Raw genomic sequence first — 11,876 nt, forward strand, 5'->3', positions numbered from 1 at the left:
TCCTCGTTTTGTTGGGGTTCATCCGCGCAGCGGTCGGCCCGCGACTGACCTTTTGCGGTCAGTGGGCCGACGAACCGGTGGACGGCGTGAACCTGTCGAAGAAGATCCGGTCGGGGTCGAAGTCCTCCATGAACAGAACGGGCGAGAGCGCGTCGATCATCGGCGGCGGCCCGCAGGCGTAGACGTCGCCCTGGCCGTCGATGCCGAGCTCCTTGAGCCTGCGCGCCACGACTTCGTGGACGAAGCCGCGCTCGCCGGACCACTCCGCGTCGTCGTCGGCGTGGCTCAGCACGGGGGTGAAGGTCACGTCGCGCCCCTTGGTCGCCTCGGCGATGCGGTCGAGGTAGAACAGGTCGTCGCGGGTGCGGGCGCCGTAGAAGAAATGCACCGGCCGCGTCTCGCCGCTGGCGATGTGGTCGCGCAGGATCGACCAGATCGGCGACATGCCCGAGCCCGCCGCGACGAGGATCAGGGCGCCGTCTCGGTCTTCTCGCCGGAAGCAGCTTCCGAAGGGGCCGCGCACGGAGACTGCCGCGCCGACGTCGATTCCGCCGCCGTCGAGTTCGGCGCTGAATCGTCCTTCGGGGTATTTCTTGATGATGAACTGGAGGGCTTCGGTTTGCTCTGGCGTATTTGCCATGGAAAACGAGCGCGTAATCGTCTCCCCCGCTTTCGTGGTGACTGTGATGTCGGCATATTGGCCCGCCCAGAACTTCATCGGCGCGGAAAGTTCGATCTCGATGGCGCGGATGTCGTGGGTCAGGCGGTCGATCCGCGTGATGCGGCCGGTGAAGTCCTTCACCGCGATGGCCTTTGACAGAAGCTCCTCGTCGAAGTTGAGAAGCTCCACCTCCAGGTCCGACAGCGCCAGCGCGCGGCAGAGCAGGATGCCGCCCTGGTCCTTCTCGCTGTCGCTCAGCGCGAAGGTCGAATACTTCATCATGTCGACCTCGCCCTCGACGAGGGTGCACTTGCAGGCCGAGCACTGGCCTTCCTTGCAGCCGTGCGGCAGCGAGATGCCCTGGCGGAACGCGGCGTTGAGGACGGTCTCGCCCTCCTCGACCTCGAACTCCACCCCGACCGGCTCAAGCCGCACCGTATAGACGTCGCCCATGGCGTCCTCCCCGGAAAGAAGGGGCCGGCGCAGCGCCGGCCCCCGTCTCGCGTCAGTGGCAGGGGTTGATCGTGAAGCCGGCCCGGTACTCGGCGATGTGCTGCTCGCGCGCCTCGGGCGACATCGCCCTGAGCGCGTTCAGCGGCGAGCCGAGCGTGTGGCCGCGCACGTCGTCGAGCGTCCACATCTCCTTGTCGTCGAAGCGCAGATGCGGCTGGGGGATCAGCGTCTTGCCGTCGGCGCGGACGAAGTTGAGGTCCACGATGGCGTCGGCGAGATCCCACCCGTCATAGAGCGTCTCCCACTCGCGCTTGCCGGAGAACCGGCCCATCGCGGGGGTCGGGCGGCCCTGGAACTCGTCGGAGAACGCCTCCACGGCGGTCCAGCGGTCGAGTTCGTGGGCGAAGGTGTGCAGCTTGCCGTCGATCTCGTCCACGACCATGTCCTCGCGGATCAGGCACGGCACGAGGCACGACCAGCAGCGGTGCGGATAGACGTAACCGACGTCCTCGTTGAAGGTGATGACCTTGCTGCCCTTCTTCGACAGCTTGGCGTACCACTTCCAAAATTCGCCGAACTCAGCATACCAGCCCGGATACTTGGCCTCGAACCACTCGAAGTCCTTGTCGTGCTGGGCCTCGATCCGCCAGAAGTTCACCGGCCAGCCGACCGCGAAGAACTGCGCGACCTTGTGGACGTAGTTCTTTTTGGTGATCCGGTCCCAGGCCGCCGCGACGTCGTCGTGATGGATCTTGATGCCGTATTTTTCGAGCGGCAGCATGTAGGTGCGGTAGTAGTCCTCGTAGATCCAGCGGTGCCACATCTCCGCATAGGACTCCTTGTCCTTGTCGCGGTTGGTGGTGCCGTATTCGATGAAGGTGCCGATGGCGGCGTCGACGATGGCGTGGTTCTGCCAGAACGAGTATTTCATGTCCCGTTCGATCAGCAGGTGGTTCTCGGGGTCCTTCAGCGTCGCCATCAGCAGCGAGTGGCCGTTGCCGATGTGCCGGCTCTCGTCGGACTGCACCGAGAGGAACACCGTCGGCAGGGCGTAGTCGCCGTTGCGCGCGGCTTCCGACGGCATGGCGACGAACAGCGTGTTGGTGAACGCCGTCTCAGCCACGATGGTCAGGTAGATGTTCGCCGAGGTGATCGCGTCGCCGGTGATGAAGCCTTCGCCGAACTGGCGGCCGATCGTCGTGGCGTAGCACTTGCCGAAGGCTTCCTCGGTGATGTCGAAGCCGGCGGGGTCGATGTAGTTCTCCATGTACCACTTCTTCAGGTTCATCTGAATCGTGGAATGGCGGAATTCATCGACCATCTGCATGGTGAAGCCGGTGCGCAGGTCCTCGCCGGGGGCGAGACGGGCGACCATGGCCATGGAGCGGGCGGCGGAGATCTCCGGGAACGGGATGATCGCGAGGAACAGCTTCATCCACTCGACCCAACGGGGCTCGACGTTGCGGAACATGTCGCCCCGCAAAGCCGCATCGAGCGCGCCGTACACCCGGTTGTCCTTCTCCTCCTGCATCGGGAAGTAGGAGCGAAGCACCTGCTTCATCGGATCGCGCGGGGCCTTTGCGATCTTGTAGTCGGTCGGGTAGGTCATCGCCTCCTGGACATAGGAGGGATTCCAGCCGAGATCGGCGATCTTCTTCGCGGCTTCGCCGACGGAGATGCCTTTCTGGGCGGTGATCTTGTTCAAGGTCAATGACGACATTGCCGTTCACCCTTTCCATTGGTGGGGCGCCGGAGAACTCCGGCCGAAGGAATGCGGCAAAGGTCAGCGGAGGGCGTGCGGGCCGGGCGGGCGCCGAGCGGTCGGCCGGCCTCCCGAAGGCGCAGGGTCTGCCTCAAGACCGATTCTCCCTTCCTTTGTTCTTGCGGCGACAGGCCCATCGGGCCGCCGCGCTTCTTGTGCCTCCTTCGCAGCAAGAGCCGTGCCAGAGCGCCCCGCGGGGGGCATCGATCTGAAAGTTAAGGATTTGTTGCGATACGGCATTTTTTTCGCGTTCGCAAAACGTTGTAAAGAAGCGTTACAATCGTAACAGTATCGATCAGATACTGTTACAGCCATTTGTCCAATATCGCGGCTGTTGATTTTCGGCGTGACCGCGCTTCTACTGGTCAGGGCCAAGGTCCGGCGCGCCAGGCGATGCGCCGGGCGAACCGGGCCGGGAGGCGCGCAATGCCGAAATTCGACCTTGAAGCGGGCTCAGGCGGCGGCGAAGGCCCTTCCCGGCTCGCCGAGAGCATCGTCGCGCGCGCGCCACGCGACCTGATGTTCGTGATGCAGTTCGTCGGCGAGACGCAGTATCAGGTGCTGAAATACTTCCAGGATCTGGTCATCCGGGAGCTGGAGGCGCGCGGGATACGGCGCGAGGACCATGCGCTCCTGCAGATCTTCATCGACATGCACGCGACCGAGATGCGCGACTTCGTGTTCTCCGGCGTCTCGCTGTCGCGCCCGTTCCGCATCGAGGAGATGGAGCGGCTGATGGGCGACAGCTCGCGCGTCATGCGCTCCGACATCTGGGACGCGCTGCGCAACCACATCGAGAGCGTCGAGCGCAAGTTCCTAGCCGACGCCGACGGGCTGCCCGACCAGCTCGGCGCCATCGAGGCCGACGCCGAGCGCAGGGTGCGGCGGTGAGCGGGGCGCGCTCGCCCGCCGCGGTATTCGCCGAGCGCCTGGAGGTCGTGCTCGAGATCGGCGCGGCGAACGCGGCCTGCCATCGCGCCCAGGCTGCGGCGGGCGGCGCCCAGATCGCGGTCGCGCGGCTCGAGGCCCGGCTCGCTGGCGGCGACGAGACGGCGGAGATCGAGGCCGAGCTCGCCGCCGCCTATCTGGAGGACGACGCGGCGCTCGCCGCGCTGGCCCGGGCGGAGGCGCGCGTGGGCGCGCTCGACGCCCGCCTCGCCGCGATCGACGCCGACCTCGCCGCCGCGCAGGAGCGCGAGGCCGCCGCGCAGGGGCGCGAGGCGTACCTGCGGGACAGCGCCGGAACGGCGCCCGGAAAGGAGCAGTCAGATGTCCTATGACGCGCCGGACGAGGCGCCGGTCGCCCCGTCCCTGCTCGACCTGATCGGCCGGCGCTGGGCGCTGGACGGGGCGGTGTCGCAGGCGGTCTTCAACCGCGACGGCTCCGCCGTCGCCTTCGCGGCGGAGAGCGGGCTCGGGCTCGTCCCGGTCGCCGACCCCGAGCGCGCCGAGGCGCGCATCCGCCTCTCCGTCGAGGACGGCCGCCATTCGATCCAGCCCCGCCGCAACCCGCCGCGCCCCGTGGAGCGCGCTGCCGGCGTGCGCGGCCCGGCGGCGCCGTTCGGCGCGCGGACCTTCGTCGCCGGGCGCGCGGCGGGCGGTCTGGCGAGCGTCACGCCGCGGGGGCAGGTGACGCCGCTTGCGGTTCCCGTCGACGGGCCGCCGACGGCGCTGGCCGCCGATCCCGCCTCTCCGGCGGCGGCCGTCGCGGCCGCCGGCGGCGTCGCGATCCTGCGGGAGGGCGGCGCGGTCGACCGGCTGGCGCTGGACGCGGGGCTTCAGGCGCGCGCGCTCGCCTTCGCCCCTGACGGGGCCTGGCTCGCCGCCGCCCATGATGCGGGCGTGGCGATCTGGCGACGCGGCGGGGCCGTCGAGGCCGTCGATCTGCCGGCGCCAGCGCACATGCTCTCGGTTTCGCCCGACGGCGCATGGCTCGCAGCCGGCTGCGGCGACGGCGGCTTCGCGCTCATCCGCCTCGCCGACGGAGCGGCCGGCGTCGTCGGGGACTTCCCCGCGCCCGTGCGCAGCGTCGGCTGGAGCGTCGCGGCCGGCGCGCTGGTCGCCTCGGGCGCCTACCGCGTCGCGGCGTGGCGGCGCTCGGAGGACGGCCTCGGCACGCCGCTGGAGTCCGGCAGGCCGGGCCTGGTGATCGTGGAGCGCGTCGCCGCCAGCCCCGACCGGCCCCTCGCGGCGGCGGGCTATTCCAGCGGCCTGCTTTGCCTCTCCCAGATCGGCGGGCGCGGCGAGATGCTGCTGCGCGACCGCGGCGCGCCGCCGACGGCGCTCGCGTTCTCCGCCGACGGCGCGCATCTGGCCTATGGCGACGCGGCGGGAGAGATCGCGCTCGTCTCGTTCCCCCCGAGCCTCTTCAAGGAAGGACCGGCACGATGACCGAACAGACCGGCGCTCCGCCCCGCCTGACGCCCGAGGAGGAGAGCAAGGACGCCTATTTCCGCCGCATCGCGGAGATCGCGCAGGAGATGACCGCCGAGCATGGCAAGGACTTCGCCACCGGCGCTTTCGTGCTCGCCGCGCGCTGGACCGCGGAGGGCAAGATGTCGTCCGGCCGCCAGCACTGACGCCGGGGGTCAGTGCAGCGCTGCGCTGCGCCGCGGCGGCTCGTCGGCCTCGGTGAGCCAGCGCATCTGGTCGATGAGGATGTCGCCGCCACGCAGCAGGAAGCGCAGCCGCGCCGCCTGGGCCGGGCTCTGCGGCGCGAGCCGCCCGAGGTCGGCCCGCAGCGAGGCCCCCAGAACGATCGCGTAGGCGCTCAGCTCCTGCACCCTAACGGTCGCGAAATACAGGCATTCCTGCAGCGCCGAGCCGAGCGGCGCCCTGCGCGCCGCCTGCGCCGCCGCGCCCATCCCCGCGCCCGGCCCGCCATGAACGGCGGCGCCCAGAAACGTCAGCACCTCGCGGCGCCAGCGGGCGTATTCGCTGTCCTCCCCCCGGTCCAGCCCGTGCTCGTAGAGCGCGCGGGCGACGAGCTGGAACGCCCGCCCGCCGGCGACATGGCTGCGCCAGAAGGCGGCGGCGTCCTCGGGCGTGCGGCAGGCGTCGAAGGCGGCCGCAACCTTGCGCCGCACGAGGATTGCGAGCGCGAGGTCGACGTCCTCGGAGACGGTCCGGCTGATCTGCATCGCCGGCGTGGCCAGCCCGGCCAGCGCCAGCAGCCGCACGGCCGCGAGGTCGTCGCAGAGCCGCGCGGCGAGGGCGCCGAGCCCGGAGGTCTGCTCCCGGGTCAGAGCCGTCTGCGCGTCCGGCGGATGCGCGATGAGCGCCGCCGCCTCGCGCCGCAGCGCGTCGACCCACAGATAGCCCTGATCGAACAGCAGCAGCAGGTCCACCGGGCGGCTGTCGAGCGCGGCGACGCCCGGCTCGGGGTCGCGGAAGCCGGGCATCGCGGCCACGGCCTCGCGCCAGAGCGCGTCGAGATCGATCTGCTGCGCCGACCAGTTCTGCCGCACGCGGGCGAGAAGTTGGGGCGAGACCCCGCGGTAACGCGCCTCGAAGCTCTCCGTTCCACCCGCAAACATCATGCCGCACAACGCTCCTCGCAACTCGCGGACGACGCTAGCACAGCGCTCGGGCCGGCGCAGCGGGCCGTCGGCGTCGCAGCGGGCGCATCGCGGGCCGAGCGCGGCGGGTCGGGATGTCGTCCGGATGGAGTCGCGACAGGCGAAGGCCGCCCTCACGGCCATGCCGGTCAAGACGGATCGACGGGCGGGCGAGGGCGCCCTTCGCCTGCTTCACCCCGGCCGGTTTCGTCCGGCGCAGCGCCAGTCGGCGCCGGCGCAGGGGGGCCGCGCCGCGCTCGGCGCGCGAAAATCGCTCCAGCAGGGCATGGCGGCGCCGGCAATGCCGCTGCGGCGGGTGCTTCCGAACTTCGGCCTGAAACTCGGCGCGATCTTGCGCGGGCGGTTCGGGCGGCGCAGGCGGGAACCGGCGCCGGCGATCCGACGCCGGCGTGCGCCGCCGAGCCGATGCTGCGGGCGCGGGCCTCGCCGGCGCGCGCCCGCGGGTATCGAGCCTAGCGCGCCGCGGCCTCCGCCGGCGCCGACCGCATCTCCAGGATGGCCTCATAGGCGGCGTTGATGCGCGCCAGCCTCGCGGTGGCGAGCTTGACGGCCTCCTCGGGCACGCCGCGGGCGAGCATCCGGTCGGGGTGGGTCTCACGCACCAGCCTGCGCCACTGCGCCCGCGCCGCGGCCTCCGAGGCGCCGGGGTCGAGCCCCAGCACCGCCCAGGGGTCGGCGTCGTCGGGCGCCCATGCCGCGCGCAGGCGGCGGAAGGCGCGGTCGTCGAGCCCGAAGAGCTCGGCGCAGCGGCGCAGGAAGCTGTCCTCGTCGGGGTGGTAGCGCCCGTCCGCCAGCGCGATGAAGAACAGCCCGTCCATCAGGTCGCACAGCGTCGGCGAACCCGGCCCGAACATCCGCGCCACCTGCCGCGCGTAGCTCTCGAAGCCCGCCACGTCCTGCCGCGCGAGGTTGAAGACGCGCGCGGCCGCAGCCTCGGAGCTGAGCGGTATGGTGAACACCTGGCGGAAGGCGGAGACCTCGTCGCGCGTCACCTGACCGTCGGCCTTGGCCATCTTGGCGCCCAGCGCGATCACCGCGATGGTGAAGGCCGCGCTGCGCTCCGGCGGCGCGGACAGCCGGCTCAGCACCGCCGAGAGCCCCTCTCCGGCGGTCAGCGCCTTCAGCGCATCTGCGATGCGGGCCCAGATCGACATGGGCGCGAGGCTACCGCTGCGCTGCGGCGCCCGCCAGCCGCGTCCTTGTCGCGGCCGGCTGAGACCGGTTCACGATGGCGTCAGCGCGCGCCGGCGCGCCACGCGCGACGGCTCCGCTTCGGGCCGCGGAAAAGTTTCGCGCCGAGTGAACCGCCGGCGGAGTTCGCGCGACCTACTCCCCGAATTCGCATCGGACGCCCGCAACCGAGCGCCGTCTTTCATCGGGAGAAGCCGCATGGCCTATTGCAACTGGCTCTACAACATCCGCAACATCATCGGCTACACTGGGGCGCTCAACGACAACCCCACGGTCTACTTCCAGCTTGGGCAGGCCTACGGCCACATCACCCAGAACCACAGTATCCCATTCAACATCGGGCGCGAGAAATACGCGGTTCACGCCGGATACCACATCGACAACTACTACATCGACGGCCAGCTGCACGCGATCGAGTGGGAGGGCGGAACGGATGTCCACACGAGCCGCAACGCCTTCATCCGGCGTCGGTTCTTCAATCCGGGCGACCTGCTGACGCTGTCCGTCGCGCTCTACCGCTTTCCCGACGTGAAGCTGATGTACACCGCTTCGCAGCGGCAGATGCGGCGGAAGGCGAACGTGCAGGCCGAACTGCTTCAGCAGTTTGATCAGGTGCGCAACAACCGGCTCCAGCTTTTCTACGCCGGTGTGGACAGGAACCCCAAGGCGACGCACGTGATCGAAAAGGCGCGTCTCCTGTGATCGACAAGGCGGCTTGAGACCGCCGCAGGATGGAAGGACCGTTGCTCGCGCCGCCGCGGCGCCTACCTTCAGCATGGGCGGCGTGATCGCGCGGGTGAGGGGGCGGCAGGTGACGCGAAGGGGATTTCTGGCAGGCGCGGCCGGGCTCGGGGCGGCGATGGCCGCCGCAGCGGCCACGCGCGCCCGGGCCGAACCGGCCGCCAGCCACCCGCCGCTCGGCGCTTTCGTGACGGTCGAGGGGCTGCGCATCCACTACGTCTCCGAGGGCGAGGGCCCGCCGGTCGTGCTGCTGCACGGGGCCAGCGGCAACCTGCGCGACTTCACCTTCTCGCTGACCGGTCGGCTCGCGGCGATGGGCATGCGGGCGGTGGCGTTCGACCGGCCCGGCCTTGGCTGGTCCGACCGGCCGGCCGAGCGCGGCTGGGATCCTGCGGTGCAGGCGCGGGTGCTGCGCGCGGCGAGCGCGGCGCTGGGGGTCGAGGGGCCGGTGGTCGTCGGCCACAGCTGGGGCGGCGCCGCGGCGATGGCCTGGGCGGTCGACGCGCCGGAGAGCCTGCGCGGCGTGCTGAGCGTCTCGGGCGCCACCTATCCCTGGGGGACGGGGGTCGGAGCGCTCTACCAGCTCGCAGCGACCGACGCGCTCGGCTGGGCGGTGAGCGGGGCGGCGCGGCTCTGGTACGGCTCCGGCGACCCGCGCGAACTGCTGGGCGGGATCTTCGAGCCCAACGCCGTGCCGCCGGGCTACGCCGACTATGTCGGCGTGCCGCTGGCGCTGCGCAGCGACGCCTTCCGCAACAACGCCGAGGATCTGACCCATCTCGACGCGGCGCTGGCGGCGCAGGCGCCGCGCTACCGGGGGCTGAAGGTTCCGGTCGAAGCCGTGCACGGTCTCGCCGACGAGACGGTGTGGGCCTCGGTGCATTCCGAGCCGCTGACAAGCGACGTCGCCCATGGCCGGCTGACGCTGCTGGAGGGCGTCGGCCACATGCCTCACCACGTCCGCGAAGACGCCGTGACCGCCGCAGTCGCGCGGCTGGCGGGCCGCTGAACCGGCAGCCCGCCGCGCTTCGCGGCGATGAGTTGGCCCGCCGCGCTTCGCGGCGATGACGGGGCCGGCCGCGCTTCGCGGCGGCGATTTGCCCCACGCGCTTGGCGGCGTTGACTGGACCGGCCCGCAGTCTTAACCACACAGGCTTTCGCGGCGTCATCCCGGCGCCCGCGATTTCCTGCGTTTCAGCGGAGGCCGCCATGATCGACGCCGTCCTGCCCACCTACGCGCGCCAGCCCATTGAGGTCGCGCGCGGCGAGGGATGCTGGCTGGAGGCGACCGACGGGCGACGCTATCTCGATTTCGGCGCGGGGATCGCGGTCAACAGCCTTGGCCACGCCCATCCCCACCTCGTCAAGGCGCTGACCGAGCAGGCAGGCAAGGTCTGGCACACGTCCAACCTCTACCGCATTCCCGGCCAGGAGCGGCTGGCCGAGCGGCTGGTCGAGGCCACTTTCGCGGACACGGTGTTCTTCACCAACTCCGGCGCCGAGGCGATGGAATGCGCGATCAAGATGGCGCGCAAGTTCCAAAGCTTTGCCGGAAACCCCGAGCGCGACCGGATCGTGACGTTCACCGGCTCGTTCCACGGCCGCACGCTGGCCACGATCTCCGCCGCCGGCAACGCGAAGTACACCGACGGCTTCGGCCCGCTGCTGCCCGGTTTCGACCATGTGGCGTTCGGCGACCATGACGCGCTGACGGCTGCGGTGACGAACGAGACGGCGGCGGTGATCCTGGAGCCGGTGCAGGGCGAGGGCGGGGTGCGGCCCGTGCCGCCGCAGTGCCTGCGCGGCCTGCGCGAGCTCTGCGACGCGCGCGGCGCGCTGCTGATCTTCGACGAGGTGCAGTGCGGCTACGGGCGCACCGGGCGGCTCTTCGCCCATGAATGGGCCGGGATCGCGCCGGACATCATGGCCGCGGCCAAGGGCATCGGCGGCGGCTTCCCGCTCGGCGCCTGCCTCGCCACCGAGGCCGCCGCCTCGGGCATGACCGCCGGCTCCCACGGCTCGACCTATGGCGGCAACCCGCTGGCGATGGCGGTGGGCGAGGCGGTGCTTGACGTCATGCTCGCCGAAGGCTTCCTGCCGCGCGTCTCGGAGGCCGCCGGCCGCCTGCGCCAGCGGCTCGAGGGTGTGGTGAGCGCCTATCCCGACGTGATCGAGGGCGTGCGCGGCGAGGGGCTGCTGCTCGGCCTGAAATGCGCCGCGCCGAACGTCGCGGTGATCGCCGCCGCGCGCGACGCCGGCCTGCTGCTCGTCGGCGCGGCGGAGAACGTCGCCCGCGTGCTGCCGCCGCTGATCGTCTCCGACGCGGAGATCGACGAGGGCGCCGCGCGGCTCGAGGCCGCCTGCGAGGCGGTGCGCAGGGCGGCCGCGGCATGATGCGGCATTTCCTCGACATCGCCGAGACCGCCGCCGCCGACCTGCGCGCCATCATCGACGCCTCGCGCGCGATGAAGGATGCGCGCGCCGGCCGCACGCGCGGCGCGCCGGACGACGCGCGTCCGCTCGCCGGGCGCATGCTGGCGATGGTCTTCGAGAAGCCGTCCACCCGCACCCGCGTCAGCTTCGACATGGCGATGCGCCAGCTCGGCGGCGAGACCATGCTGCTGAACGGCTCGGAGATGCAGCTCGGCCGCGGCGAGAGCCTCGCCGACACCGGCCGCGTGCTGAGCCGCTACGTCGACGCGATCATGCTGCGCACCACCGGCCACGAGAAGCTGATGGAGATGGCGGAGGCCGCCAGCGTGCCGGTCATCAACGCGCTGACCGACGACAGCCACCCCTGCCAGATCATGGCCGACATCATGACCATCGAGGAGCATCGCGGGCCGATCGCCGGCAAGAAGCTCGCCTGGACGGGCGACGGCAACAACCTCGCGCAGACCTTCATCGAGGCCGCGCCGCGCTTCGACTTCGACCTCAGCCTCGCCACCCCCGAGACGCTGGACGTCGCCGAGCGCTACCTGACCCGCGCCCGCGCGGAGGGCGGGCGCATCGTCACCACCCGCGACCCGGCGGAGGCGGCGGCCGGCGCCGACGCCGTCATCACCGACACATGGCTCTCGATGCACGACACCGGCGAGGCGCGCGAGCGTCGCCACAACCTGCTGAGGCCCTATCAGGTCGACGCCCGCCTGATGGCGCGGGCGAAGCCCGACGCGCTGTTCCTGCACTGCCTGCCGGCGCATCGCGGCGAGGAGGCCACCGCCGAGGTCATGGACGGGCCGCAATCGGTGATCTTCGACGAGGCCGAGAACCGCCTGCACGCGCAGAAGGGCATCCTGCGCTGGTGCCTCGGCGCGCTCTAGGCGCCCGAGCCGCCGCGCAGGGACGCGCCGGCGCCCGTCTCCCATGCCCGCTTGCTTCCCGCACGGCGCGTCGGCACTATCTTTCGGTGAGCGCCGCGGGGCGCGCCGCGTGGCCCGGGCCCGGCGGGCGGCGGAGGGCGCGGAACTTTTTCGGACCTGACGGATTG

Annotated in this window: 12 protein-coding genes; 8 read left to right on the forward strand and 4 right to left on the reverse strand. The window is 71.1% G+C overall.

The genetic code is table 11. The annotated features are described in order from the left end of the window. Window positions 1-58 precede the first annotated feature (58 nt). Window positions 59-1,114, reverse strand: coding sequence for a 2Fe-2S iron-sulfur cluster-binding protein (locus BLW43_RS11385; RefSeq protein WP_093253450.1), 1,056 nt, complete (start codon window positions 1,112-1,114; stop codon window positions 59-61). A 52-nt stretch (window positions 1,115-1,166) separates the two neighbouring features. Continuing rightward, entirely contained in the window at window positions 1,167-2,834 is a 1,668-nt protein-coding gene (locus BLW43_RS11390) for an aromatic/alkene/methane monooxygenase hydroxylase/oxygenase subunit alpha (RefSeq protein ID WP_093253452.1), read from the reverse strand. A gap of 468 nt (window positions 2,835-3,302) precedes the next feature. On the opposite strand from BLW43_RS11390, the gene BLW43_RS11395 reads away from it, so the two are divergent. From BLW43_RS11395 to BLW43_RS11410, 4 genes are read left to right on the forward strand one after another with little or no spacing between them, the layout of a single operon-like run. Continuing rightward, window positions 3,303-3,767 (forward strand): hypothetical protein, encoded by a 465-nt coding sequence (locus tag BLW43_RS11395; RefSeq protein ID WP_093253454.1) that lies wholly within the window; start codon window positions 3,303-3,305, stop codon window positions 3,765-3,767. Next, window positions 3,764-4,156 carry a hypothetical protein gene (locus tag BLW43_RS11400; protein WP_093253457.1) on the forward strand — a complete coding sequence of 131 codons (393 nt, stop codon included), beginning with the start codon at window positions 3,764-3,766 and terminating at the stop codon, window positions 4,154-4,156. The genes BLW43_RS11395 and BLW43_RS11400 overlap by 4 nt, the downstream gene beginning before the upstream one ends. Further along, window positions 4,146-5,267: a WD40 repeat domain-containing protein gene (locus BLW43_RS11405; RefSeq protein WP_093253460.1), complete on the forward strand. Its 1,122-nt coding sequence runs from the start codon at window positions 4,146-4,148 to the stop codon at window positions 5,265-5,267. The genes BLW43_RS11400 and BLW43_RS11405 overlap by 11 nt, the downstream gene beginning before the upstream one ends. Continuing rightward, window positions 5,264-5,455 (forward strand): hypothetical protein, encoded by a 192-nt coding sequence (locus BLW43_RS11410; protein ID WP_093253462.1) that lies wholly within the window; start codon window positions 5,264-5,266, stop codon window positions 5,453-5,455. The genes BLW43_RS11405 and BLW43_RS11410 overlap by 4 nt, the downstream gene beginning before the upstream one ends. Window positions 5,456-5,464: 9 nt before the next feature. Here BLW43_RS11410 and BLW43_RS11415 read toward each other — a convergent pair whose 3' ends face one another. Further along, on the reverse strand, window positions 5,465-6,415 hold the full coding sequence (locus BLW43_RS11415; protein WP_093253465.1) for a hypothetical protein: 951 nt from the start codon (window positions 6,413-6,415) through the stop codon (window positions 5,465-5,467). A gap of 491 nt (window positions 6,416-6,906) precedes the next feature. Continuing rightward, window positions 6,907-7,608 (reverse strand): molecular chaperone DjiA, encoded by a 702-nt coding sequence (locus BLW43_RS11420; protein ID WP_093253468.1) that lies wholly within the window; start codon window positions 7,606-7,608, stop codon window positions 6,907-6,909. Between the two features lie 235 nt (window positions 7,609-7,843). On the opposite strand from BLW43_RS11420, the gene BLW43_RS11425 reads away from it, so the two are divergent. The 4 genes from BLW43_RS11425 (at window position 7,844) to argF (ending at window position 11,709) form a co-directional block, all read left to right on the forward strand. After that, a complete protein-coding gene (locus BLW43_RS11425; RefSeq protein ID WP_093253472.1) occupies window positions 7,844-8,347 on the forward strand; it encodes a hypothetical protein in 504 nt (167 codons plus the stop codon). Window positions 8,348-8,456: 109 nt separating this feature from the next. After that, window positions 8,457-9,395 (forward strand): alpha/beta fold hydrolase, encoded by a 939-nt coding sequence (locus BLW43_RS11430; protein WP_175478863.1) that lies wholly within the window; start codon window positions 8,457-8,459, stop codon window positions 9,393-9,395. A 200-nt stretch (window positions 9,396-9,595) separates the two neighbouring features. Then, the gene (locus tag BLW43_RS11435; RefSeq protein ID WP_093253477.1) at window positions 9,596-10,780 is read left to right on the forward strand and encodes an aspartate aminotransferase family protein; all 1,185 of its coding nucleotides are present in this window, start codon (window positions 9,596-9,598) and stop codon (window positions 10,778-10,780) included. Continuing rightward, complete coding sequence (gene argF / locus BLW43_RS11440) at window positions 10,780-11,709, forward strand: ornithine carbamoyltransferase (RefSeq protein ID WP_093253885.1); 930 nt, start codon at window positions 10,780-10,782, stop codon at window positions 11,707-11,709. The genes BLW43_RS11435 and argF overlap by 1 nt, the downstream gene beginning before the upstream one ends. Window positions 11,710-11,876 lie beyond the last annotated feature (167 nt).

Source organism: Rubrimonas cliftonensis (genome assembly GCF_900107585.1).
In the GTDB taxonomy this organism is placed as follows: Bacteria; Pseudomonadota; Alphaproteobacteria; order Rhodobacterales; family Rhodobacteraceae; genus Rubrimonas; species Rubrimonas cliftonensis.